The 23460-nt window shown below is 68.3% G+C and carries 20 protein-coding genes; 9 read left to right on the forward strand and 11 right to left on the reverse strand.

What is annotated here, in order from left to right; translation table 11 throughout:
• Nucleotides 1-32: 32 nt before the first annotated feature.
• Nucleotides 33-4232, reverse strand: a complete 4200-nt coding sequence (locus CFB52_RS03560; RefSeq protein WP_099316087.1) for a YhdP family protein — start codon at nt 4230-4232, stop codon at nt 33-35.
• A 233-nt stretch (nt 4233-4465) separates the two neighbouring features.
• Here CFB52_RS03560 and glnE point away from each other — a divergent pair, with 233 nt between their 5' ends.
• Nucleotides 4466-7270: a bifunctional [glutamate--ammonia ligase]-adenylyl-L-tyrosine phosphorylase/[glutamate--ammonia-ligase] adenylyltransferase gene (gene glnE / locus CFB52_RS03565; protein ID WP_059574290.1), complete on the forward strand. Its 2805-nt coding sequence runs from the start codon at nt 4466-4468 to the stop codon at nt 7268-7270.
• A 129-nt stretch (nt 7271-7399) separates the two neighbouring features.
• Here glnE and recN read toward each other — a convergent pair whose 3' ends face one another.
• Together recN and CFB52_RS03575 are read right to left on the reverse strand one after the other, a co-directional pair.
• A complete protein-coding gene (recN, locus tag CFB52_RS03570; protein WP_059574289.1) occupies nt 7400-9049 on the reverse strand; it encodes a DNA repair protein RecN in 1650 nt (549 codons plus the stop codon).
• A 19-nt stretch (nt 9050-9068) separates the two neighbouring features.
• Nucleotides 9069-9971 carry an NAD kinase gene (locus tag CFB52_RS03575; protein ID WP_006492558.1) on the reverse strand — a complete coding sequence of 301 codons (903 nt, stop codon included), beginning with the start codon at nt 9969-9971 and terminating at the stop codon, nt 9069-9071.
• 131 nt (nt 9972-10102) lie between these two features.
• Here CFB52_RS03575 and hrcA point away from each other — a divergent pair, with 131 nt between their 5' ends.
• The 3 genes from hrcA (at nt 10103) to CFB52_RS03590 (ending at nt 12823) form a co-directional block, all read left to right on the forward strand.
• On the forward strand, nt 10103-11125 hold the full coding sequence (gene hrcA, locus CFB52_RS03580) for a heat-inducible transcriptional repressor HrcA (protein WP_059451324.1): 1023 nt from the start codon (nt 10103-10105) through the stop codon (nt 11123-11125).
• Between the two features lie 141 nt (nt 11126-11266).
• Entirely contained in the window at nt 11267-12331 is a 1065-nt protein-coding gene (hemH, locus tag CFB52_RS03585; protein ID WP_060312709.1) for a ferrochelatase, read from the forward strand.
• Between the two features lie 84 nt (nt 12332-12415).
• On the forward strand, nt 12416-12823 hold the full coding sequence (locus CFB52_RS03590; RefSeq protein ID WP_059574287.1) for an RNA-binding S4 domain-containing protein: 408 nt from the start codon (nt 12416-12418) through the stop codon (nt 12821-12823).
• Here the strand turns inward: CFB52_RS03590 and CFB52_RS34530 are convergent.
• Complete coding sequence (locus tag CFB52_RS34530) at nt 12795-12956, reverse strand: hypothetical protein (RefSeq protein ID WP_006476841.1); 162 nt, start codon at nt 12954-12956, stop codon at nt 12795-12797. The two genes, CFB52_RS03590 and CFB52_RS34530, sit on opposite strands and share 29 nt — an antisense overlap.
• 353 nt (nt 12957-13309) lie before the next feature.
• Between CFB52_RS34530 and grpE the strand changes: the two genes are divergently transcribed.
• From grpE to CFB52_RS03620, 5 genes are all read left to right on the forward strand, one after another.
• The gene (gene grpE / locus CFB52_RS03600; protein ID WP_059574286.1) at nt 13310-13855 is read left to right on the forward strand and encodes a nucleotide exchange factor GrpE; all 546 of its coding nucleotides are present in this window, start codon (nt 13310-13312) and stop codon (nt 13853-13855) included.
• Nucleotides 13856-13865: 10 nt separating this feature from the next.
• Nucleotides 13866-14321, forward strand: a complete 456-nt coding sequence (locus tag CFB52_RS03605; protein WP_099316089.1) for a co-chaperone YbbN — start codon at nt 13866-13868, stop codon at nt 14319-14321.
• Nucleotides 14322-14469: 148 nt separating this feature from the next.
• Nucleotides 14470-16422, forward strand: coding sequence for a molecular chaperone DnaK (gene dnaK, locus CFB52_RS03610; protein WP_059574284.1), 1953 nt, complete (start codon nt 14470-14472; stop codon nt 16420-16422).
• 267 nt (nt 16423-16689) lie between these two features.
• Complete coding sequence (gene dnaJ / locus CFB52_RS03615) at nt 16690-17826, forward strand: molecular chaperone DnaJ (protein ID WP_006476837.1); 1137 nt, start codon at nt 16690-16692, stop codon at nt 17824-17826.
• Between the two features lie 5 nt (nt 17827-17831).
• Nucleotides 17832-19814, forward strand: a complete 1983-nt coding sequence (locus CFB52_RS03620) for a chorismate-binding protein (RefSeq protein ID WP_099316090.1) — start codon at nt 17832-17834, stop codon at nt 19812-19814.
• A gap of 5 nt (nt 19815-19819) precedes the next feature.
• On the opposite strand, the gene CFB52_RS34115 is transcribed toward CFB52_RS03620, so the two are convergent.
• The 7 genes from CFB52_RS34115 to folK all read right to left on the reverse strand — a co-directional run bounded on the left by CFB52_RS34115 (nt 19820) and on the right by folK (nt 23445).
• Nucleotides 19820-20257: an STY0301 family protein gene (locus tag CFB52_RS34115; RefSeq protein ID WP_306532394.1), complete on the reverse strand. Its 438-nt coding sequence runs from the start codon at nt 20255-20257 to the stop codon at nt 19820-19822.
• Nucleotides 20182-20355 (reverse strand): BPSL0067 family protein, encoded by a 174-nt coding sequence (locus tag CFB52_RS34975; protein WP_226224193.1) that lies wholly within the window; start codon nt 20353-20355, stop codon nt 20182-20184. Before CFB52_RS34975 ends, CFB52_RS34115 begins: the two co-directional genes overlap by 76 nt.
• A gap of 23 nt (nt 20356-20378) precedes the next feature.
• The gene (locus tag CFB52_RS34125) at nt 20379-20825 is read right to left on the reverse strand and encodes an STY0301 family protein (protein ID WP_144029716.1); all 447 of its coding nucleotides are present in this window, start codon (nt 20823-20825) and stop codon (nt 20379-20381) included.
• Nucleotides 20822-21202 (reverse strand): BPSL0067 family protein, encoded by a 381-nt coding sequence (locus CFB52_RS03630; RefSeq protein ID WP_099316092.1) that lies wholly within the window; start codon nt 21200-21202, stop codon nt 20822-20824. The genes CFB52_RS34125 and CFB52_RS03630 overlap by 4 nt, the downstream gene beginning before the upstream one ends.
• Before the next feature lie 158 nt (nt 21203-21360).
• Nucleotides 21361-22176: a 3-methyl-2-oxobutanoate hydroxymethyltransferase gene (gene panB, locus CFB52_RS03635; protein ID WP_059642131.1), complete on the reverse strand. Its 816-nt coding sequence runs from the start codon at nt 22174-22176 to the stop codon at nt 21361-21363.
• Nucleotides 22177-22219: 43 nt separating this feature from the next.
• Nucleotides 22220-22906 carry a deoxynucleoside kinase gene (locus CFB52_RS03640; protein WP_059642128.1) on the reverse strand — a complete coding sequence of 229 codons (687 nt, stop codon included), beginning with the start codon at nt 22904-22906 and terminating at the stop codon, nt 22220-22222.
• On the reverse strand, nt 22903-23445 hold the full coding sequence (folK, locus tag CFB52_RS03645; protein WP_060011420.1) for a 2-amino-4-hydroxy-6-hydroxymethyldihydropteridine diphosphokinase: 543 nt from the start codon (nt 23443-23445) through the stop codon (nt 22903-22905). The genes CFB52_RS03640 and folK overlap by 4 nt, the downstream gene beginning before the upstream one ends.
• Nucleotides 23446-23460 lie beyond the last annotated feature (15 nt).

The following is a 23460-nucleotide window of genomic DNA, read 5'->3' on the forward strand; positions in this document are numbered from 1 at the left end:
TGCGGCCCGGCACCCTGCGGCGCGATATGCGCTCAATGGCTCGATGCATCGGCCGGACCGTGATTCATCTTACCCTGATCGCTCCGCACCCGCTCGATGTGCGGGTGCGCCCACGAGCCGGTGATCGCGTAGTCGAGCGCGAACGCGTGCGACAGCGTTTCGGACAGCGCGTAGTTCGCGGCCAGCACGCCGACGCCGAGCAGCGGGTTGATGATGGCTGCCCCGATCGCGGCCGCGCCCGCGCTGATCTTCGGCGCGACGTGCGCATGCAGGTCCTGCGTCTCGGCCCCGAGATCGACCGCGCCGCGCACGGTGACGTTCGCGGGGCCCGTCATCATCGAGAAGTCGTCGGTGCGCGCGATCCCGTTCGAAATCCGGCCGGTGCCGGTGATCTTGTCGAACGGCAGCCCCTTGCCGACCACGTCGCGGAAGTTCAGCGTCAGGAAGCGCGCGAGGCTCTGCAGGCTCAGCACGCCGAGCAGTTTCGCCGCGCCCGGGTCGACCTTCAGGATCTTCCCGTGTTCGAGGTCGACCGCGACCTGGCCGCCGAGCGACGGGAAGTCCAGCGCGGTCGGGCCGCCGCGCCAGCCGACCTTCCCCGTGACCGAGCCGTGACCGTCCGCGAGCGTGCGCGGCAGGCCGACGCGGTCGAGCAGCGCGCCGGCGTTGTCGATGTCGAGCTTGAAGTCGAACACGGTGCGGCGCGGCGCGTCGTTTTCGTCGGCGCCACGGGCGAGCGCGCGGCGCGACGTGCGCCAGTTGCCGGTGGCCGTGAGCTTCGCGGCCGGGTTCGACAGTTCCAGCTTGTCGAGCTGCCACACGGGCGTGCCGTCTTCGTCGATGTTGCGCGCGTTCACGACGAGCCGGCCGATGTCGTGATCGCGCGCGACGACCTGGTCGACGATCAGGTCGATCGACGGCATCGGGCGGTCGGTCGGCGTCGGCAGGTTCATCGCGCGGCCGACGAGATCGTGCTGCGCACTCTGCGGCACGACGAGCTTCGCGAGCCGCGCGTTGAGCACGCCCGCGCCGTTGTGGCCGCCGCCCGGCGCCCACGACAGGTAGCCCGACACCTGGTTCGACGCGATGTTCGCCTGCCACAGGTCGTCGACGTGCGACGCGCCGACGATCACGTTCTCCCAGTTGCGCTTGAGCAGCTTCAGCGTGCCGAAATGGAACGCGAAGCGCTTCGGCGCGAAGCTCGCGAAATCGACGCGCGGCGCGGCCGGCGGCGCCGGTGCGCGCGGCGTGTCGGGCCGCAGCGTGTGGGCGAGCGCGAGCCACGCGTCGGCGTCCAGCTCGGCGACGTCGACGGCCGCGCTCACGCCGTCCTGCGGCATGTCGGGCATCCGGTGGATGCCCATCGCGCCGCGCACCGCGCGCAGCGGCTGGCCGCGCGTCGCGTCGAGCAGGTAGGTCGCGGACACCGGGCCGAGCGTCAGGTCGGCGTGTTCGAGGCGTTTGCCGTCCGCCTGCGGCGCCGGCTGGAGCGTGAAGCGGAACGGCATCGGCGTGCCGGCCGGTTTCGCGAACGGCGCCGGGAAGTTCAGCGCGACGCCCGTCAGGTCGGATTGCGCGCTGACGTCGGGCAGGCGGCCCGGCGCGCCACGCACGGCGACCTGGTACGGTGCGTCGCCGACCACGTGTTCGAGCAGCGCGGCGGCCGCGCCGTGCAGGTTCAGGCCGCGCGCGGCGTCGAGCGCGAGCCGGCCGTCGACGTCCACCGCGTACGGGCCATGCGACCGGAATGTGCCGTTCGCGCGCACCGGGCCGCCGAGGAAGCGCCCCGACAGGCCGTGCAGCGACGCGCCGGCCTCGGTGAAGCGGACGCTGCCGCGCAGGGCCGACAGCGGCGGCACGCCGCTCGTCGACAGCGTGTTTCCGCCGAACGCGAGCGCGCCTTCGACGTGCGTGTGCGGATGGGGGACGTGCTGCGGAATCGTGATCTTGAGCGCGAGCGACGCGGGCCCCTGCGCATCGATCCGCTGGCCGATGTGGCCGCTCATCGTGCCGAGCGAGCTGTTGTCCGCGTAGTCGATCAGGTCGGCTAGCGGGCCCTGCGCATGGCCGTCGATGATCAGCGGCGAGTGCGACGGATTGCCGAGATCGTCGATGCGGCCCGCGACCTTCGTCAGCGTGACGCGCTTGTAGCGCGCGCGCTCGATGTCGAAACGCAGCTTGTTCTGCGCGAGTTCGAACACGCCGTCGATCCCGTCGAGCGCCGGCCAGACGCTCGGCGTGCCGTTCGCGAGCTTGCGCGGCGGGTACGGCGTCGGCTCGAAGCGGCCGCCGGTGAACGGCGCGACGATGTGGAACACGCCGGCGTCCGGCTCGTGTTCGAACGGGAATTTCTCGAGCGGGCCGCGTGCGACGATCGACGCGCCCTTGGTCACCTTGCCGTCCTGCAGCGCATGGCCGAGATAGTCGCGCAGGTGCTCGGACATCCCGGTCGGCAGGTAGCGCGGAATGCGCGCGACCGACGCGCGCGCGAAATCGGCGCGCAGGTCGAGCGAGCCGCGGCCGTGGCCGGGGTTCGTGTACGAGCCGGACACCGCGATTTCGGCATCGGGGTTCGACACGAGCAGATCGGGCAGCGACACGTCGACGCGCGCGTGCTTGTCGCCGGGCGCGGGCGTGATCGTCCATTTGGCGTTGCCGCGCAGCCGGTCGAACGTCAGGCGCGGCTCGTCGAATTCGCCGGGCACGGTGACCGCCGCGTTGACCGTGTCGATATGCGCGGAGCCGCCGGTCTCGTTCGCATCGACGCGGCCCCACAGGTTCTCGACGCCCGGCCAGCCGGCGCGCGGGTGGCCGCGCGGCGAGAGCCCGGGCGGCGGCTCCTGCGCCGCGAAGCTGATGCCTTGCAGATCGCCGAGGAAGCGGTAGCGGACGATCGGCGCGGCGCCCATGCGCCGCTCCTCGTCGGCGAGATCGGCGTGCGCGGGTTTCGCGCGCTCGACCTCGATGTGATAGTTCGACACCATCCCGCGCGGGTCGATCTTGATCAGCTCGTTGCGCAGGCGCGCCGGCAGCGGCAGCCCGCGGATGAATTCGCTGAGGATGCCGAGATCGACGCGGTCGCCGACCACGCTGAGCAGTTGTCCCTGGGTCGCGGTCGGCACGCGGTAGCGTGCCGTCAGCGTCGACAGCGCGAGCGAGCGGGCGAGCGGCGTGCCGTCCGGCAGCGGCGGCTGGCCGAGCTCCGCATTGAAGCGCGTCAGGTGCAGCGTGTAGTCCTGGCCCGCATCGAGCGCCATGTCCCAGCCGAAGCGGACCGTCGGCACGTCGAGCCGCGGCTGCGTCGGGCGCACGCGCAGCGCGACGTCGGCGCCTTGCAGATCGCCGCCCGCCGAGCGCAGGTGGCCGTCGCCGAAGGTCGCCCAGATTGCGTTGTCGATCCGGCCCGCGTGGATCGTGAGCGGCATGTCGAGGTAGCGCGCGAGCGTCTGCAGGTCGACCGGGCCGGTCGACAGGTACGCGTCGCCGGTCCAGTTCGACGGCTTGCCGATCGGCGCGAGCGGCTTGTGCTTGAAGCGCGCGCGGAAATCGAGCGGGCCGAGCAGCAGCGTGCCGTTCGCGGGCGCCTGCAGCGCGGCCTTGTGCACGCGGCCGTCGTTGAGCACCGCGAGCCGGATGCCCGACAGCACGAGCTCCGGTGCATCGTGCTGCGCGTCGCGCCAGCGCAGCGTGCCGCCGCGTAGCACGATCGCCTCCTGTTTCAGCAGCCACGTGCCGAACGTGTCGTTGCCGCCGTGGGTGGTGGCCACGCCGACGCCCGCGACGCTCAGCGAGCCGTCGGCCGCGCGCGCGACGACGAGGTCGGGCTGGTCGACGATCAGGCTCGACAGCGCGGGCGACAGCCGCAGCAGCGACATCCACGACAGCGCGGCCGTCGCGTGCGGCACCGACAGCGCGACCTTGCCGTCGCGGCCGCGGATCGTCAGGTTCGTGAGCTCGACGCCCGGCTGCATGCCGGACCAGTTCGGGGAAAGCTTGCCGATCGAAAGCTGCGCGTGGAGCTTGTCGGACACGGCGCGCTCGATGCGCGGGCGGTATTCGTCGATGCGCGGCAGCAGCACGTAGCGCAGCCCGAGGAACGCGCCGGACGCGACGAAGTAGGTGCCGATCCCGACTGCCAGCGTCACCCTGAACACGCGACGCAGGACCGGGTGATCGTGCTTCGGAGGTCCCGCTTCGGGCGCAGCTACGGCGGATTCCTGACGGTCGGACATGCGGCGGACGGGCGGCGATATGGTAGTTTTGCAGACTGACGTTGAAATGTATCACACGGGTTCGTGTCGGCGGCCGTTGGGGGCCGTACGGCACGGGCTTTCCGGCGCGCGGCGTCGCGACGGGCGCACGCGCGTCCGGCGCGGCCGCGCCGAGTCCATTCGGGCCGGTCGGCAGCGGGGCGCGCACGTGCCGGCCCGCTGCCCGCCGGTCTTTCCGCCAGGCCCGCTTCTCGATGACCGACGCTTCCGCCCTGCTCAGCACGTCCTATTCCCGATACCTTGCCCGCGCGGCGGCCGCCCGGCCCGCGCTGGCCGCGCAGATCGCCGCGTGGGCGGCCGCGCCGCTCGGCCGCGCGCGGCTCGACGCGCGCCTCACCGAGCTGCTCGCGACGCCGGCCGGCACGTCCGCGCCGGACGAGGAGCAACTGAAGCGCGCGCTGCGGCAACTGCGGGCCGAGGCGTTCGGCGCGGTCGCGGAGCGCGACCTGCGCGGGCTGGCGGACGTCGCCGAAGTGACGGGCGCGATGACCGATCTCGCCGAAGTGGCCGTGCAGCGTTCGCTCGCGCTGCTGTCGGCCGAACTCGAGGCGCTGTACGGCGAGCCGCGCGGCGCCGACGGCCAGCGCGTCGTGCTCGGCGTGGTCGGGATGGGCAAGCTCGGCGGCCGCGAGCTGAACGTGTCGTCGGACATCGACCTGATCTTCGTCTACGAGGACGACGGCGAGACGACGGGCGGTACGCGTTCGCCGCTGTCCACGCAGGAATACTTCACGCGGCTCGGCCGGCGCCTGATCGGCGTGCTGTCCGAGGTCACGGCCGACGGCTACGTGTTTCGCGTCGACATGCGGCTGCGCCCGAACGGCGATTCGGGGCCGCTCGTCTGCAGCATCGGCATGCTCGAGGAATATTTCTACGTGCAGGGGCGCGAGTGGGAGCGCTATGCGTGGATCAAGGGGCGGCTCGTGTCGGAAGGCGACAGCGACGCGGCGCGGCGGCTCGCGGCGCAGCTCGAGTCGATCGTCAAGCCGTTCGTGTATCGCCGCTACCTTGATTTCGGCGTGATCGGCGCGATCCGTTCGCTGCACCAGCAGATCCGGCAAGAAGCCGCGCGGCGGGCGTCGATGCGGCCCGACAAGGCCGACGACATCAAGCTCGGGCGCGGCGGGATCCGCGAGATCGAGTTCAGCGCGCAGGTGTTCCAGTTGATCCGCGGCGGCCAGGATGCGGAGTTCCGCGTGCGGCCGACGCTCGCGGTGCTGCGGCATGCGCAGGCGCGCGGGCTGATCGGCGACGACGTATGCGCGCGCCTGACCGACGCCTACCGTTTCCTGCGCACGCTCGAGCACCGGCTGCAATACCGCAACGACGCGCAGACGCACGCGATGCCGGTCGAGCCCGACGAGCGCGCGGCGCTGGCCGCGTCGCTCGGGTTTGCCGACTACGCGGCGCTGATGACGGTGCTGGACGAGCACCGGAACTTCGTCGAGGCGCAGTTCGACCAGATCTTCGCGGACAAGGTGAAGGGCGGCGGCCCTTGCACGGCCGGCGACGACACGGCCGCCGCGTGGATCTGGAGCGGCGCGCTGGCCGACGACGGCGAGGACGACGCGCTGGTCGCTCGCCTCGACGGCCTGGGCTTCGCCGATCCGGCCGCCGTGCTCGCGCGGCTGCGCGCGATCTGGCAATCGTCGCGCTATACCGGGCTGCCGGAAAAGAGCCGGCAGCGCTTCGACAGCGTCGCGCAGCGCGCGCTCGACGCCGCGCCGACGATCGACGCCGCGCGCCGCGACGAGACGATCGTGCGCCTGTTCGACCTGCTGGAGACGGTCAGCCGGCGCGGCGTCTATCTCGCGCTGCTGACCGAATACCCGGCCGCGCTCGACCGCGTGCTGTCGGTGCTCGGCGCGACGCGCTGGGGCGGCGGCTACCTGATCCGCCACCCGCAGCTGCTCGACGAGCTGCTCGACGACGAGGCGATCGCGAGCCCGTTCGACTGGCCCGCGTTCAAGGAGGCGCTGCGCGCGCGGCTCGCCGCGGCCGACGGCCCCGAGCAGCAGATGGACCTGCTGCGCCATGCGCAGCACGCGGAGGTGTTCCGGATCCTGCTGATCGACCTGGCCGGGCAACTGTCGGTCGAGCACGTGAGCGACCGGCTGTCCGAGCTGGCCGACGCGGTGCTCGACGTGACGATCGAAGTCGTCTGGTCGCAGCTCGCGAAGCGCCATCGCGACGTGCCGATGTTCGCGGTGATCGCGTACGGCAAGCTGGGCGGCAAGGAGCTCGGCTATGCGTCCGATCTCGACCTGATCTTCCTGTACGACGATCCGGACGAGCGTTCGGCGGACGTCTACACGACCTTCACGCGGCGCCTGATCACGTGGCTCACGACGGCGACCGGCGCGGGCGCGCTGTTCGACATCGACCTGCGGCTGCGGCCGAACGGCGAGGCCGGGTTGCTCGTCACCGATCTCGACGCATTCCGCCGCTATCAACTGCGCGAGGGCGACGCCGCGAACACCGCGTGGGTGTGGGAGCACCAGGCGCTGACGCGCGCCCGCTACAGCGCGGGCGACGCGCGGATCGGCGCGGCTTTCGAGGCGATCCGCCAGCAGGTGCTGACGACGCCGCGCGACGGGGCGATCCTCGCGAAGGAGATCGTCGACATGCGCGGGAAGGTGTTTGCCGGCCACCCGAACCAGACCGGGCTGTTCGACCTGAAGCACGATCGCGGCGGGATGGTCGACATCGAGTTCATCGTCCAGTACTGGGTGCTGCTGCACGCGTCGAGCGACGCCGAGCTGATCCGCAATACCGGCAATATCGCGCTGCTGCGCGAGGTCGCGCGCTTCGGGCTGATGGGCGCGGACGAGGCCGAGCGCGTCGGCGCGGCGTATCGCAAGTACCGCAAGCTGCAGCACAAGCTGCGGCTCGACGGGATGGAGAAGGCGCGCGTCGATCCGGCCCTCGTGGCCGACGAGCGGGCGGCCGTGACGGCGCTGTGGGCGCGCGTGTTCGGGGCGGTCGAAACGGGCGTTTGAGTCGCCCGTTCGAATCCGGCGTACGATCGGCGGCGCGGGCCGGCCGCAATCGACCGGCTGGCCTGCCGTAACAAAAAAGACCGGCGCATGCGCCGGTCTTTCCGCATCCGGACCAACGTGGAGCCGGCGTCAGGCCGCTAGCATTTCCTTCGCGTGCTTGCGTGTGGTCGCGGTGATTTCGAGCCCGCCGAGCATCCGCGCGACTTCCTCGATCCGGCTGGCGCGGTCGAGCGCGACAACGGTCGATACCGTGCCACCGCGCTCGTCGGCGCCCTTCGCCACCTGGAAATGATGGTCGCCGCGCGCGGCGACCTGCGGCAGGTGCGTCACGCACAGCACCTGGCGGTCGCGCCCGAGCTGGTGCAGCAGGCGGCCGACCACTTCGGCGACGCCGCCGCCGATTCCCGTATCGACTTCGTCGAAGATCAGCGTCGGCGTCGGGCTCGCGGCGCTGGCGATGACCGCGAGCGCGAGGCTGATCCGTGCGAGCTCGCCGCCCGACGCGACCTTCGCGAGCGGCCGCAGCGGCACGCCCGGGTGCCCGGCCACGCGGAATTCGACCTGTTCCAGCCCGTGCGGGCCGCCGTCGGCGAGCGGCACGAGCGCGACTTCGAAGCTGCCGCCTGCCATCGACAGTTCCTGCATGCCGGCCGTGACGGCCGTGCCGAGCGCCTTCGCGGCCTGCGCGCGCGCCTTCGACAGGCGTTTCGCATCGGCGAGATAGGCTTCCCGCGCCTTGGCCTGCGCGGCCTCGAGCGCGCCGAGATCGGCGGCGGCGTCGAGCGCGGCGAGTTGCGCACGGCGCGCCGCATGCTCCTCGTGCAGCGTGTCGGGCGGCAGCCGGAACTTGCGGGCGGTCGAGTGCAGCGCGTCGAGCCGCGTTTCGACCTGCGCGAGCCGCTCCGGGTCGAGATCGACGCGTTGGGCATAGTGCGACAGCGAATACACGGCTTCCTGCAACTGGATCTCGGCCGGCTCCAGCGATGCCAGCGCATCGCCGAGCGCGGTGTCGTAGTCGGCCAGGCTGCGCAGCTTCGACACGATCGCGCCGAGCTGCGCGAGCATCGCGTCGTCGGACTCGGACAGCGCGTTGAGCGCGCCGCGCACGCCTTCGATCAGGTTCGCCGAATGCGACAGGCGCTTGTGTTCGTTGCTGACTTCGTCCCATTCGCCGGCTTGCGGCGCGAGCTTGTCGAGTTCGGCGAGCTGCCACGCGAGCTTTTCGCGCTCGAGTTGCAATTCGCGCTCGTGCGCCTTCGCGGCGTCGATCGCCTGCGTCGCGTCGCGCCACACGCGCCACGCGCGCGCGACGTTCGCGGCATCGGCGACGAGCCCCGCGTGCGTGTCGAACAGCTCGCGCTGCGCGTCGGGCCGCATCAGCAACTGGTGCGCGTGCTGGCCGTGGATGTCGACGAGCATCTCGCCGAGTTCGCGCAGTTGGGCGAGCGTGGCGCTGGTGCCGTTGATGAACGCACGCGACCGGCCGTTCGCGTCGATCACGCGGCGCAGCATCACGGTGTCCTCGGCGTCGAACGCGTGGTCGTCGAGCCAGCGCGCGACACGGTCGTGCGGCGTGAACTCGGCCGTGATGTCGGCGCGGCCGCAGCCGGTGCGCACGACGCTCGCGTCGGCGCGTTCGCCGAGCGCGAGGGCGAGGGCGTCGATCAGGATCGACTTGCCGGCGCCGGTTTCGCCTGAAAAGACGGAAAAGCCGCTGTCGAATTCGAGATCGAGCGCGGCGACGATGACGAAGTCGCGGATCGAGAGGTGGCGGAGCATGGTGTCGGGCGGAGCGGCGTCAGGACGCCTTGTCGTCTTCGTTCGATGCGTGTTCGTTCCAGTGCAGCTTCTTGCGCAGCGTCGTGTAGTAGCTGTAGCCGATCGGGTGCAGGAACGGCACCGTGTGCTTCGAGCGGCGCACCTCGATCGTGTCGTTCAGCTCGAGCGACGTGAACGACTGCATGTCGAAGTTCACGTTGACGTCGCGGCCGCCGACGATCTGGATCGCGATCTTCGAATCGTCGGGCAGCACGATCGGCCGGTTCGACAGCGCGTGCGGCGCGATCGGCACGAGCACGATGCCCGCCAGCTGCGGATGGAGGATCGGGCCGGCCGACGACAGCGCATACGCGGTCGAGCCGGTGGGCGTCGCGACGATCAGGCCGTCCGAGCGCTGGTTGTACATGTAGCGGCCGTCGACCGACGCACGCAGCTCGACCATCCCGGAGAAGCCGCTGCGGTTCACGACGACGTCGTTGAACGCGAGCGCGTGGTAGATCGGTTCGCCGTCGCGTACGATCCGCGCCTCGAGCAGCGAGCGCTCCTCGCGCTCGAACTTGCCGGCCAGCATCACGGGCACGAGCGCCTGCATGTCGGAGGCCGCGATGTCGGTGATGAAGCCGAGCCGCCCGTGGTTGATCCCGATCAGCGGTGTCCGGTACGGCGCAAGCTGGCGGCCGATGCCGAGCATCGTGCCGTCGCCGCCGAGCACGATTGCCACGTCCGCTCGTGCCCCGATTTCGGCCGGGGTGAGCGCCGGGTAGCCGGCGATGCCGATTTCCCGCGCGGTATCGCCTTCGAACACGACCTCGAAGCCGAGCGTGGCAATGCTGTCCGCCAGCGTGGCGAGCGGCTCGGCGATGCCGGGCGTGTTGCTCCGGCCGACGAGCGCGACAGTGTTGAACTGATTACCGGTTTTCATGCCGGCATTACACCATAGCTCGTTGACGAAAAGAACCGCCCGTGCGCCGACGGGGCCGGATCGGGCCGGCCCGCGCAATGGTGGTCGACGCCACTCGCCGTGCTTGCGCGGTTGCGCTAAAATTTTCCACCATGCTAGATCCTCGCGCACGAACCCTCCTGAAAACCCTGATCGAACGGTATATCGCCGACGGTCAGCCAGTCGGATCGCGCACGTTGTCCCGTTACTCCGGGCTCGAGCTGAGCCCGGCGACGATCCGCAACGTGATGTCCGACCTGGAGGAGCTCGGCCTCGTGTCGAGCCCGCACACGTCGGCCGGCCGCGTGCCGACGCCGCGCGGCTACCGGCTGTTCGTCGACACGATGCTGACGGTCGAGGCGCCGATCGACGCGGAGGCCGTCGCGCGTCAGGTGCAGAACACGCTGCAGGCCGGCGAGCCGCAGCAGCGGGTGGTGGCGGCCGCCGCGAGCGTGCTGTCGAACCTGTCGCAGTTCGCGGGCGTCGTGCTGACGCCGCGTCGCAGCCACGTGTTCAAGCAGATCGAATTCATGCGCCTGTCCGACAAGCGCATCCTGCTGATCATCGTCACGCCCGAGGGCGACGTGCAGAACCGCATGCTCGCGACGCCGCGCGACTATTCGCCGTCGCAGCTGACCGAGGCGTCCAACTACATCAACGCGCATTTCGCCGGCCTGTCGTTCGACGAGGTGCGTCGCCGCCTGCGCGACGAGATCGACCAGTTGCGCGGCGACATGACGACGCTGATGCACGCGGCCGTGACGGCCAGCACCGAGGTGCCCGACACCGAGGACACCGTGCTGATTTCCGGCGAGCGCAACCTGCTCGAGGTGGCGGACCTGTCGTCCGACATGGCGCGGCTGCGCAAGCTGTTCGACGTATTCGACCAAAAGACGGGCCTCCTGCAACTGCTCGACGTGTCGAGCCACGCCCAGGGCGTGCAGATCTTCATCGGCGGCGAATCGACGCTCGTGCCGATCGAGGAAATGAGCGTCGTGACCGCGCCTTACGAGGTGAACGGCAAGATCGTCGGCACGCTCGGCGTGATCGGCCCGACCCGCATGGCGTACAACCGCGTGATACCGATCGTCGACATCACCGCGCGCCTGCTGTCGCTCACGCTGAGCCAGCAGTAGCAGCCGCCCCCGACGCCGTCCCGCCATCGTGCCGCGGCGTCGCGCGCGCCGCCAGTCGGCCGAACGGCCAGCCGACCCGAGCGCTGCGGCCCGCTATAATTGAGGGCCGTCCGACTGCGTGCCCCGAGCACGTTCCTGCCCATGCGTTTCGATCTTGAGCCGCCATCGAGTGTCGCGGCTGCCCATCGCATCGGTGTGCTGCTGATCAATCTCGGCACGCCCGACGCGCCCACCCCGCGCGCGGTGCGGCGCTACCTGGCCGAATTCCTGTCGGATCCGCGGGTCGTCGAAATTCCGCAGGCCGTCTGGCAGGTGCTGCTGCGCACGCTGATCCTGCCGCTGCGCGGCCGCGCGTCCGCGAAGAAATACGCGGCCGTCTGGATGCCCGAGGGCTCGCCGCTGCGTGTCTACACCGAGCGCCAGACCGACAGCGTGCGGCACCTGCTCGCGTCGAACGGCTATCACGTGATGGTCGACTACGCGATGCGCTACGGCAGTCCGAACATTTCGCACGCGCTCGCGCAGTTCAAGCGGGCGGGCGTCGAGCGCGTGCTGCTGATGCCGATGTATCCGCAATACTCGGCGTCGACCACCGCCACCGCGTTCGATGCCGCGTTCGGCGCGCTCGCGCGCATGCGCAATCAGCCGGAAGTGCGCACGGTGCGGCACTACGCCGACCATCCGGCCTATATCCACGCGCTGGCCGAGCAGGTGCGCCAGTACTGGGCGCAGCACGGCCGGCCCGATTTCGCGGCCGGCGACAAGCTGGTGCTGAGTTTCCACGGCGTGCCGAAGCGCACGCTCGACCTCGGCGATCCCTATCACGACCAGTGCCAGCAGACGGGCGCGTTGCTGATGGCCGCGCTCGGGCTGTCGGCCACCGAATGCCGCGTCACGTTCCAGTCGCGCTTCGGCAAGGCCGAATGGCTCCAGCCGTATACCGCGCCGACCCTGCGCGAATTCGGCGAGGCCGGCGTGCGGCGGGCCGACGTGTTCTGTCCCGGCTTCACGGCCGATTGCCTCGAGACGATCGAGGAAATCGGCATGGAAGTGCGCGACGAGTTTCTCGCCGGCGGCGGCAAGACGTTTCACCGCATTCCGTGCCTGAACGGTGCCTCCGCATGGATCGGCGCGCTCGGCGAGATCGTCGCGGAAAATCTGCAGGGCTGGCCCGTCAAGGCCGCGCAGCCCGAACCGGTCAATTGAGATGAAACGATTCCCACGCGCGCGTTGTTCGCCGTTCCCCGGGGCGGCGGTCAGCCTTCACACGGCGGCCCGGCGGAGGCTTGCATGAACTACAGGATTTCCACGGAGCCGGGCGCGAAGCTGCGCATCGACAAATGGCTGTGGGCAGCCCGATTCTTCAAGACGCGCTCGCTCGCGACCGATGCGGTCGACAAGGGCCACGTGAAGATCGGCGGCGCGGCGGTCAAGCCGGCGAAGGACGTACGGGTGGGCGACGAGGTCGAGATTGCGATCGACGGCATCGTCTGGCACATTGCCGTGCTGGGCGTGTGCGACGTGCGCGGGCCCGCGAGCGTCGCGCAGACGCTCTACGAGGAAACGGCTGCGGGGCGAGCCGCGCGGCTCGCCGAACTGGAGCGGCGCCGGACGTATCGCGAGCCGGCGGCCGAATTGCACGGCCGGCCGACGAAGCGCGACCGGCGCATCATCGACAGATTTTCTGGTGGGAGCTGAACATCTGGTCGAACGTCGCCCGCGCGCTGCCGTATTCGGTCGTGCGGTCGGTGACGGCCCCCGACAGGCAGATGGTGGTGGTGCCGGCAATGAGTACCAGCGCGACCACCGATATCGCAAAGGTCAGTTTCACGGTACTCCCCTCGAGAACAAGGGTGAAAACGGCGCCAGGTGGAAGGTCACGCGGCGGTCAGCTAGGGTAAACACGCTTTTCCGACGCTTGAGTGGAGTGTAGTGCAGCCGGCCTGTGTGCAGCTAGTACTTGCCGGGTAAGCGTTGTTACAGGCCGTTTCGCCCGAGGCGGCGGACGATGCGACGCCTGCATCCGCAGACGCGCGGTTGTTTCGCGGCATTGGAGAATGCCGGCGAATAACCCTCTTGAAACCGCAGTTTTCGCCCTTATTTGCACCAGTAATGTGCGGTGCCGCCGGGTATACGTCCGGCGGTTGCCGATTTGGCTTCAACCTCTAATCGACTTTCAGCGACATGGAAAACACGCAAGAGAACCCGGCTACCCAATCGGCCGAAGACATCGGCAGCGAGAAGCAGGCGGAGCAAGGCGCCGCACCCGCCGCCGAAGCCGCCGACGCGGCGCTCGCGGAGGCTCAAGCCAAGGTCGCCGAGCTCCAGGAAAGCTTCCTGCGGGCGAAGGCCGAAACCGAGAACGTGCGCCGCCGCGCGCAGGACGACGTGTCGAAGGCGCACAAGTTCGCGATCGAGAGCTTCGCGGAGCACCTGCTGCCCGTGCTGGACAGCCTGGAAGCGGCCGTCAACGATACCTCCGGCGACATCGCGAAGGTGCGCGAGGGCGTCGAGCTCACGCTGCGCCAGTTGACGAGCGCGCTCGAGAAGGGCCGCGTCGTCGCGATCAATCCGGTCGGCGAGAAGTTCGATCCGCACCAGCACCAGGCCATTTCGATGGTGCCGGCCGAGCAGGAGCCGAACACCGTCGTCACGGTGCTGCAAAAGGGCTACATGATCGCCGACCGCGTGCTGCGCCCCGCGCTCGTCACCGTCGCGCAGCCGAAGTAAGGCGGCCGACATGGTGCCCGCCGGCGTCGATCCGGCCGCGTTCGACGCGTTCGACATGCAGGCGCTCGACGCCGGCACGTTCGACGCGGCCGTCGACGGCGCGGGCGATGCGCTGGCCGTGGTGTTCTTCTGGGGTGTCGACTGCTTCAACTGCGAGATCGCGAAGAAGGCGATGCTCGCCCAGCCCGACGCGATCCGCGCGCTGGGCCTGAAGTGGTTCCATTGCAACGTGTACGAGCACCATCAGCTGGGGCGCCGCTTCGGGCTGCACGGCGTGCCGACGTGGTTCTTCTTCCACCGCGGCAAGCGGTTGGGCCGCGCGACGGGCTGGCATGGTCTCGCGCAGTTCCGGGCAGCGGTTGCGGCGGCACGCGCGAAGATCGGCGCGGCGGCCGGTGCCGCGGCGGCCGGTGCGCCGTTCCGCGAGGGCACCGGCCCACACGATCCGCTGGCCGGCGGCGATTGAAAAAATTTAATATCCGCATCGCTCGTCGGGTCTTGAAAACGGATCGGGCGGACGCATTTCGGGAACAGAGTTGAATTCTGGCGTGCGAAACCGCCCAAAAACGCGGCGTTTCGCGCAGCAAACAAGCATTTCTGGAGATTAGGAAAAAATGGGAAAGATCATCGGTATTGACCTCGGCACCACGAACTCGTGCGTCGCCATCATGGAAGGCAACCAGGTCAAGGTCATCGAGAACTCGGAAGGCGCTCGCACCACGCCGTCGATCATCGCGTACATGGACGACAACGAAGTGCTCGTCGGCGCGCCGGCCAAGCGCCAGTCGGTGACCAACCCGAAGAACACGCTGTTCGCGGTGAAGCGCCTGATCGGCCGCCGCTTCGAAGAGAAGGAAGTCCAGAAGGACATCGGCCTGATGCCGTATGCGATCATCAAGGCCGACAACGGCGACGCATGGGTCGAAGCGCACGGCGAAAAGCTCGCGCCGCCGCAGGTGTCGGCCGAAGTGCTGCGCAAGATGAAGAAGACGGCCGAAGACTACCTCGGCGAGCCGGTCACGGAAGCCGTGATCACGGTGCCGGCATACTTCAACGACAGCCAGCGCCAGGCGACCAAGGACGCCGGCCGCATCGCGGGCCTCGAAGTCAAGCGGATCATCAACGAGCCGACCGCGGCCGCGCTCGCGTTCGGCCTCGACAAGGCCGAGAAGGGCGACCGCAAGATCGCCGTGTATGACCTCGGCGGCGGCACGTTCGACGTGTCGATCATCGAGATCGCGGACGTCGACGGCGAAATGCAGTTCGAAGTGCTGTCGACCAACGGCGACACGTTCCTCGGCGGCGAAGACTTCGACCAGCGCATCATCGATTACATCATCGGCGAGTTCAAGAAGGAGCAGGGCGTCGACCTGTCGAAGGACGTGCTCGCGCTGCAGCGCCTGAAGGAAGCCGCCGAAAAGGCGAAGATCGAGCTGTCGTCGAGCCAGCAGACCGAAATCAACCTGCCGTACATCACGGCGGACGCGTCGGGCCCGAAGCACTTGAACCTGAAGATCACCCGCGCGAAGCTGGAAGCGCTGGTGGAAGACCTCGTCGAGCGCACGATCGAACCGTGCCGCATCGCGATCAAGGACGCAGGCGTCAAGGTGTCGGACATCGACGACGTGATCCTGGTCGGCGGCCAGACCCGCATGCCGAAGGTGCAGGAGAAGGTGAAGGAGTTCTTCGGCAAGGACCCGCGCCGTGACGTGAACCCGGACGAAGCCGTCGCGGTTGGCGCGGCGATCCAGGGCCAGGTGCTGTCGGGCGACCGCAAGGACGTGCTGCTGCTCGACGTGACCCCGCTGTCGCTCGGTATCGAGACGCTCGGCGGCGTGATGACGAAGATGATCAACAAGAACACGACGATCCCGACGAAGCACGCCCAGGTGTATTCGACGGCGGACGACAACCAGTCGGCCGTGACGATCAAGGTGTTCCAGGGCGAACGCGAAATGGCGGCGGGCAACAAGCTGCTCGGCGAGTTCAACCTCGAAGGCATTCCGCCGGCCCCGCGCGGCGTGCCGCAGATCGAAGTGACCTTCGACATCGACGCGAACGGCATCCTGCACGTCGGCGCGAAGGACAAGGCGACCGGCAAGGAAAACAAGATCACGATCAAGGCGAACTCGGGCCTGTCCGAGGCTGAAATCGATCAGATGATCAAGGACGCGGAAGCGAACGCAGCGGAAGACCACAAGCTGCGCGAGCTGGCCGATTCGCGCAACCAGGGCGACGCGCTGGTTCACAGCACGAAGAAGGCGCTGACCGAGTACGGCGACAAGCTGGACGCGGGCGAGAAGGAAGCGATCGAAGCGGCGCTGAAGTCGCTCGAGGACGTGCTGAAGGACACGTCGGCCGACAAGGCCGCGATCGACGCGAAGGTCGAGGAGCTCGGCAAGGTCTCGCAGAAGCTCGGCGAGAAGATGTACGCCGACATGCAGGCCCAGCAGGCTGGTGCGGCCGGCGCGGCCGGTGCGGCGGAAGGCGCGGCCCACGCAGGCGGTGCGCAACAGGCTGCCGACGACGTCGTCGACGCCGAGTTCAAGGAAGTGAAGAAGGACTAAGCCAGGTTGCAATGGCACCGCATGCCGCGCGCGCAAAAACGCGCGCGGCGCGACTGACCAGCGGCTGAAAAGCGGTCTGTCTTTCCTTCCGGATGGCCGGATCGACTCCACGCCTGGCGGGCCTTGCGGCCCTCCGGGCACATTTGTTTTTTGGCGGGTGCTGCGCGAGCCGTCCGCGGACGGTGCAGCGCCAGACGAGTCGAGAGACTTTACTGCGGGCGAAAGGAGCCGCCGCGTGCGCGATGCGTGGCGGCACAGTGAATCGATATGGCGAAACGGGATTACTACGAGGTTCTGGGCGTCGCGAAGAATGCGAGCGACGACGAAATCAAGAAGGCATATCGCAAGCTTGCGATGAAGTATCACCCTGACCGCAATCCGGACAGCAAGGATGCGGAAGAGCATTTCAAGGAGGCGAAGGAGGCCTATGAAATGCTGTCGGACGGCCAGAAGCGGGCCGCGTACGACCAGTACGGCCACGCGGGCGTCGATCCGAACATGGGCGGTGCGGGCGCGCAGGGCTTCGGCGGCTTCGCGGATGCGTTCGGCGACATCTTCGGCGACATCTTCGGCCAGGCCGCGGGCGGCGCCGCGCGCGGCGGCCGCGGCGGCCCGCAGGTGTATCGCGGCGCCGACCTGCGCTACAGCATGGAAATCACGCTCGAGCAGGCCGCGCACGGCTACGACACGCAGATCCGCGTGCCGAGCTGGGTGTCGTGCGAAGTCTGCCACGGCTCGGGTGCGAAGCCCGGCACGAAGCCGGAAACCTGCCCGACCTGTCACGGCCAGGGCACGGTGCGCATGTCGCAGGGCTTCTTCAGCATCCAGCAGACCTGCCCGAAGTGTCATGGCACCGGCACCTACATCCCCGAGCCGTGCGCGCATTGCCACGGGTCGGGCAAGGTGAAGGAAACCAAGACGCTCGAAGTGAAGATTCCGGCCGGGATCGACGACGGGATGCGGATCCGCTCGGCCGGCAACGGCGAGCCGGGCATCAACGGCGGGCCGCCGGGCGACCTGTACGTCGAGATCCACATCAAGCCGCACTCGGTGTTCGAGCGCGACGGCGACGATCTCCATTGCCAGATGCCGATTCCGTTCACGACCGCCGCACTCGGCGGCGAGATCGAGGTGCCGACGCTGGCCGGCCGTGCATCGTTCCCGGTGCCGGAAGGCACGCAGTCGGGCAAGACGTTCCGCCTGCGCGGCAAGGGCATCAAGGGGCTGCGTTCGAGCATCGCGGGCGATCTGTACGTGCACGTGCAGGTCGAGACGCCCGTGAAGCTGACCGACCAGCAGCGCGACCTGCTCAAGCAGTTCGAGAAGTCGCTGGCCGAAGGCGGCGCGCGTCACAGCCCGCAGAGCAAGAGCTGGTTCGACCGGGTGAAGAGCTTCTTCGAGTAACGGGCATGACTGAAGGCAACGAGAGCGCGTCGTTCGCGCTCTTGGACGATTGCGACTCGACCGCGTCCGCGCGGTCGAGTCGTTTGTATTCGGGCTTCGTGCGCGAACGCGTGTGCACGGACCCGGCGCAGCTCGACGCCATCGATGCGGCGCTCGCGCGGGATCTGCGCGACGGGCTGCATGCGGTCGTCGTCGGCGATTACGAATTCGGACGCAACCTGCAAAAGGCGCAGCCGGGCGATGCCCCGCTGCGCTTTTTGCTGTATGCGCGCTGCGAGCGGCTGTCGCGCGACGAAGTCGACGCGTGGCTCGCACAGCAGGATGGCGGCGGCCCGCCGTCGATCGCCGGTGTCGCGCACGTCGCGAAGAGCGTGTCGCGCGACGCGTTCGACGCGGCGATCGGCGCGGTGCAGGACGCGCTGCGCGCAGGCGATTCGTATCAGGTCAACTACACGTACCGGCTGAATTTCGACGTGTTCGGCACGCCGCTCGCGCTGTACCGGCGGCTGCGCGCGCGCCAGCCCGTGCGGTACGGCGCGCTGATCGCGCTGCCCGGCGGCGCGTGGGTCGTATCGTGCTCGCCCGAGCTGTTCGTCGAGAAGCAGGGCGACGTGCTGCGCGCGCGGCCGATGAAGGGCACCGCGCCGCGTTCGGCCGATCCGCGCGACGATGCGGCGGCCGCCGCGTTCCTCGCGAGCGATCCGAAGAACCGCGCGGAAAACGTGATGATCGTCGACCTGCTGCGCAACGACGTGTCGCGGATCGCGCGCACGGGCAGCGTCAAGGTGCCGGCGCTGTTCTCCGTCGAGCCGTATGCGTCGGTGTGGCAGATGACGTCGACGGTCGAAGCCGGCTGGCGCGACGGCACGACGTTCGCGCAGATGCTGCGCGCGCTGTTTCCGTGCGGGTCGATCACCGGTGCGCCGAAGTACAAGACGATGGAATTGATCGACGCGCTCGAGTCGACGCCGCGCGGGCTCTATACGGGCGCGATCGGGTGGCTCGATGCGCCGCGGGACGGCGCCGTGGAGGACGCCGCGCAAGACGTTCCGTCGGCGCGCCACGGCGCCGCGCGACAGGTTGACGGGCCCGGTGCGTCGCCGGGCCGTGCGGCGTCCTGCGGCGATTTCTGCCTGTCGGTCGCGATCCGGACGCTGACGCTCGATGCGGCTGGCGTCGATAATGACGCGGACGGCACGGGCATCGCCGCGGCCGGCCGGCGGCGCGGCACGATGGGCGTCGGCGCGGGCATCGTGCTCGACAGCGTCGCGGCCGACGAATATGCGGAGTGCGAATTGAAAGCGCGATTCCTGACCGATGCCGACCCCGGCTTCCAGTTGTTCGAAACGACCGCCGCGACGCGCGCGGGCGGCATCCGGCATCTGGAGCGCCATCTCGCGCGGCTGCAGCGCAGTGCCGATGCGTTCGGCTTCCGCTTCGACGCCGACACGTTGCATCGCGAGATCGATGCACGCTGCGCGGCGCTCGACGGTGACAGTCCATACCGGATGAAGCTCGCGCTCGCGAAGGACGGCGCGTTCGACATCACGGCCGCACCGCTGAAGGCGCTGCCCACCGGGCCGGTTAGCGTGATGTTCGCGTCCGAGCACGGCTTTGCGCCGACCTGCGCGAGCGACGCGCTGCTGCTGCACAAGACCACGCGCCGTGCCGAATACGACCGCGCGTGGCAGGCGGCCGAAGCACTCGGCGGATTCGACATGCTGTTCGTCAACGAGCGCGGCGAGGTGACGGAAGGCGGGCGCTCGAACCTGTTCGTGAAGCTCGACGGGCAATGGGTGACGCCGCCGCTCGCGAGCGGTGTGCTGCCGGGCGTGATGCGCGGCGTGCTGCTGGACGATCCGGCGCTAAACGCAACGGAGCGCGCGCTGACGCTCGACGATGTGCTGAACGCAGACGCGTTGATGATCTGCAATGCGTTGCGCGGGCCGATGACGGCGCGGCTGATTCGCGACTGCGCATCGGCCTGAACGGATTATTTTCGTGGCGTACATTGCCAGGTTTGTACGATGGCGTGCCCTCGTTTATAGCGCGCAACGCAAGTTTGCGCATGTTTGCCGAGTGGCCGTGCGATCACGACGCTCGTATTGCCGTAGTCACACGAGACCCAGTAGTCTTCACGGGCTTCGGCCAGCGAGGTGACACCGGCAAGCGGATAGGTGCGTTGCGTGTCGAAGTTTTTCCAGCCATCGGGTGGTTGACCGTCGAGCTGCTGGGTGACGGCAATGCGTGCGGGGCAATCTGACGTGGCAGCGGACACCGGTAAGGCAGTGAGCGAACTGAATGCGAGCGCGGTAACAGTGAGCAGCCGGTACGGCGTTTGGCGGATGAACGTCATCATTTCACCACCGAAAATGCATCGGCATTGTTGCTCGGATCGATGTAACGGCCATTTTTGTCCTTGCCCTTGAATGGAATACATCGTCTCTTGATTGCCGTGCGAATATGGGACGCGTATGGAATTGCGATGTGTACGACGCGTGATAGATGTTCTCGAGCGGGCGTCGACATTGTCTTCACCTTCCGCTGCACCCTCACCCGCAGTGCCAGTCGATCATCTTCGGCGGCGTCCGCTTCGCGTCGTAGCGGACCGTGCAGGTTCGCGCGGCAGTACCCAGCGGACGGGCAATGATCGCGGCCGTGTCGAAATACTCGCAACTCACCCAGTAATCGGTTTCGGCTTCCGCGAGTGGCCACGTGTTGACGAGCATATCGCGCCGTTTGACGCCGCTCGATGGGGCGAGCATGGCGAGTTGATCGGGCGGCCCGGACCAAAACGACACGCCGATCAGCGGATGTGCCTTCTGTGAATCGTAAGGGCGCCAGCCGTCGGGCGCGGGACCTGTGACCGTCTGTGAAACCGACAGGCGGGCCGGACACTGAACAGGCGCCGAAGTGGCGTACGCCGACGAGATGCAACTAGCTGTCAGCAACGCGGCGAGCGCCGCATTGGCTGGAAAACAGGCGAGTGCCATCGTCATCGCACCACCGAGAACGCATCGGCGTTGTTGCTCGGATCGATATAGCGACCGTTTCTGTCCTTGCCCTGGAACCGGATGTGCCGTTTCCGGATTTTCGACAGACTGCGCCATTGTTCGATGACGTAGATGCCTTTCGAATCCTGACTCAGATAGAACGCCGCATGGTTGCCGTACGATTTGTTCGGATAACGCTCGTTCTCGAAAGTCGCGATGACCGTGCCCGGACGAATGGTCGAATCGCCCTTTACCGTCTTTTCCGGTCGCCAGCCCGAGGTCGCGCCCACTTTGGTATGGACCTTCACGAGCGCAACGCACTCACCATCGCCTTGTAGTGGTTCGCCGGCCAATTCGGCTGCGCGTTCGTATACGTGGGACATTTCGCCTCCGTGGAATGATGGAAGCGCAATGGTCTCCGCAACGAAGGCCTACGGATATAGGACGTGTTTGAAAATGCAGTGCTGCCAAATCGAACGACGGGTGTCGTCGAGGAGGTGGCGGCCTTTGCCTTCGCATCGAGCCGCCATCTCGTCCGAAATCAGAACGAATGCTCCGGGCCCGGGAACGTGCCGTCCTTCACGGCGCGCACGTACGCTTCGACGGCCGCCTGAATGTTCGGCTGCCCCTGCATGAAATCCTTCACGAAACGCGGCCGCTTGCCGGGGAACACGCCGAGCATGTCGTGCAGCACGAGCACTTGCCCCGAGCAGTCGACGCCCGCGCCGATGCCGATCGTCGGAATCTTCAGCATGTGCGTGACTTCGGCCGCGACGAGCGTCGGCACGGCTTCGAGCACGACGAGCTGCGCGCCGGCATCCTCGATCGCGCGCGCGTCGCGCAGCAGTTGCGCGGCGCCGGCTTCCGTCTTGCCCTGGACCTTGAAGCCGCCGAACGCATGCACCGATTGCGGCGTGAGGCCGAGGTGCGCGCACACGGGCACCGAGCGTTCGACGAGGAAGCGGATCGTATCGGCGAGCCATTCGCCGCCTTCGAGCTTCACCATCTGCGCGCCCGCGCGCATCAGCTTGACCGCGTTCGCGAACGCGTCGGCCGGCGTTCCGTACGTGCCGAACGGCAGATCGGCGACGACCAGCGCGCGCGGTTGAGCCCGCGCGACACAGGCGGTGTGGTACGCGATGTCGTCGGGCGACACGGGCAGCGTGGTCGTGTGGCCCTGCAGCACGTTGCCGAGCGAATCGCCGATCAGCAGCACGTCGGTGCCGGCGCGATCCAGCAGCGCGGAAAAGCTCGCGTCGTAGCAGGTCAGCATCGCGATCTTCTCGCCGGCGTCGCGCATTGCCTGCAGCTTGGGTACGGTCACGGCAGGCCGGCTCGATTCCTGGAGATAGGTCATGGGAAATCCGGGTCGGTGGGGAAGAACGACGGGCGATGACGCGTCAGCGCGTCGTCTCGCCCTTGACGAAGAATTCCTTGCGGCCGCGCATCGTCTCGATGCGCTCGACCAGCAGGGCAAGGTCTTCGGGGGAATCCAGCGGGTTCAGGTGCTCGGCTGCGACCGTCAGCACCGGCGTGCGGTCGTAGTGGTAGAAGAATTCGTTGTACGCGTCGACGAGCGAGCGCAGGTACGCATCGCTGATCTGCAGCTCCATCGGCAGCCCGCGCTTCTGGATGCGCGAGAACAGCACTTCGGGGCTGGCTTGCAGATAGACGACGAGGTCGGGCGACGGCGCCTGCGGCACGTCGACGTGCGTGGCGACCGAGCGATACAGTTGCCATTCGTCTTCCGGCAGGTTCAGCCGCGCGAAGATGTCGTTCTTCTGCGGCATGAAATCGGCGATGACCGGGCGGCCCGTGTCGAGCGCGCCGATCAGCTCGCGTGCCTGCTGCGCGCGCTGCAGCGCGAACGACAACTGGACGGGCAGCGCGTAGCGCGCGGTGTCGCGGTAGAAGCGTTCGAGGAACGGGTTGTCCTGCGGGCGCTCGAGCAGCGCCTGCATCGACCAGCGCTCGCCGAGCAGGCGCGCGAGCGTCGTCTTGCCGACGCCGATCGGGCCTTCGATCACGAGATAGCGGTGCGGGGCGCGCAGGTCGGGCGCGGTGACGGTCAGCGGAGTCGAGTTCATCGGCAGCGGGTCTTGTCGGCGTCTGCGCCGGCCGCGAGCGCTTTCTGCATCGGGCACTGGCAGGTCTGCACCTTTTCGACGCGCTGATCGGCGACGGCGGCGAGAAAGGCGTCGGCACGGCCGCGCGCGGGGATGTCGAGCGCCGGCTCGATCTCGACGAGCGGCACGAGCGCGAACGCGCGGTCGGTAAGGCGCGGGTGGGGGATGATCAGGTCGGGTTCGTCGATCGAATCGGCGCCGAACAGCAGGATGTCGAGGTCGAGCGTGCGCGGCGCATTGCGATACGGACGCTCGCGGCCGAAGTGATGCTCGATCTTCTGGCAAAGCGCGAGCAGCTCGCGGGCCGACAGCGTCGTGTCGAGCTTGACGACGCAGTTGTAGTAGTCGTCGCCGCCCGCTTCGAACGGCGCCGTGCGATACAGGCTCGATTTGCCGAGGATCGAGATGGTGCGCTGCTGCGCGAGGCACACCACCGCGTCCTTCAAGGTCTGGCGCGCATCGCCGAGATTCGCCCCCAGTCCGATATATGCAACCGTCATGGCATCACTTCCTAC

The organism is Burkholderia sp. AU18528, assembly GCF_002223215.2.
Classification (GTDB): domain Bacteria; phylum Pseudomonadota; class Gammaproteobacteria; order Burkholderiales; family Burkholderiaceae; genus Burkholderia; species Burkholderia semiarida.

Bases quoted from the DNA above. Each gene is read 5' to 3' on its own strand.
- CFB52_RS34975 (WP_226224193.1), bottom strand. From the start codon at position 20,355: ATGTCGACGCCCGCTCGAGAACATCTATCACGCGTCGTACACATCGCA.
- hemH (WP_060312709.1), top strand. From the start codon at position 11,267: ATGCGTTTCGATCTTGAGCCGCCATCGAGTGTCGCGGCTGCCCATCGC.
- CFB52_RS03640 (WP_059642128.1), bottom strand. From the start codon at position 22,906: ATGAACTCGACTCCGCTGACCGTCACCGCGCCCGACCTGCGCGCCCCG.
- CFB52_RS03620 (WP_099316090.1), top strand. From the start codon at position 17,832: ATGACTGAAGGCAACGAGAGCGCGTCGTTCGCGCTCTTGGACGATTGC.
- dnaK (WP_059574284.1), top strand. From the start codon at position 14,470: ATGGGAAAGATCATCGGTATTGACCTCGGCACCACGAACTCGTGCGTC.
- CFB52_RS03630 (WP_099316092.1), bottom strand. From the start codon at position 21,202: ATGTCCCACGTATACGAACGCGCAGCCGAATTGGCCGGCGAACCACTA.
- CFB52_RS03575 (WP_006492558.1), bottom strand. From the start codon at position 9,971: ATGAAAACCGGTAATCAGTTCAACACTGTCGCGCTCGTCGGCCGGAGC.
- CFB52_RS34125 (WP_144029716.1), bottom strand. From the start codon at position 20,825: ATGACGATGGCACTCGCCTGTTTTCCAGCCAATGCGGCGCTCGCCGCG.
- dnaJ (WP_006476837.1), top strand. From the start codon at position 16,690: ATGGCGAAACGGGATTACTACGAGGTTCTGGGCGTCGCGAAGAATGCG.
- glnE (WP_059574290.1), top strand. From the start codon at position 4,466: ATGACCGACGCTTCCGCCCTGCTCAGCACGTCCTATTCCCGATACCTT.
- grpE (WP_059574286.1), top strand. From the start codon at position 13,310: ATGGAAAACACGCAAGAGAACCCGGCTACCCAATCGGCCGAAGACATC.
- hrcA (WP_059451324.1), top strand. From the start codon at position 10,103: ATGCTAGATCCTCGCGCACGAACCCTCCTGAAAACCCTGATCGAACGG.
- folK (WP_060011420.1), bottom strand. From the start codon at position 23,445: ATGACGGTTGCATATATCGGACTGGGGGCGAATCTCGGCGATGCGCGC.
- panB (WP_059642131.1), bottom strand. From the start codon at position 22,176: ATGACCTATCTCCAGGAATCGAGCCGGCCTGCCGTGACCGTACCCAAG.
- CFB52_RS03605 (WP_099316089.1), top strand. From the start codon at position 13,866: ATGGTGCCCGCCGGCGTCGATCCGGCCGCGTTCGACGCGTTCGACATG.
- recN (WP_059574289.1), bottom strand. From the start codon at position 9,049: ATGCTCCGCCACCTCTCGATCCGCGACTTCGTCATCGTCGCCGCGCTC.
- CFB52_RS03560 (WP_099316087.1), bottom strand. From the start codon at position 4,232: ATGTCCGACCGTCAGGAATCCGCCGTAGCTGCGCCCGAAGCGGGACCT.
- CFB52_RS03590 (WP_059574287.1), top strand. From the start codon at position 12,416: ATGAACTACAGGATTTCCACGGAGCCGGGCGCGAAGCTGCGCATCGAC.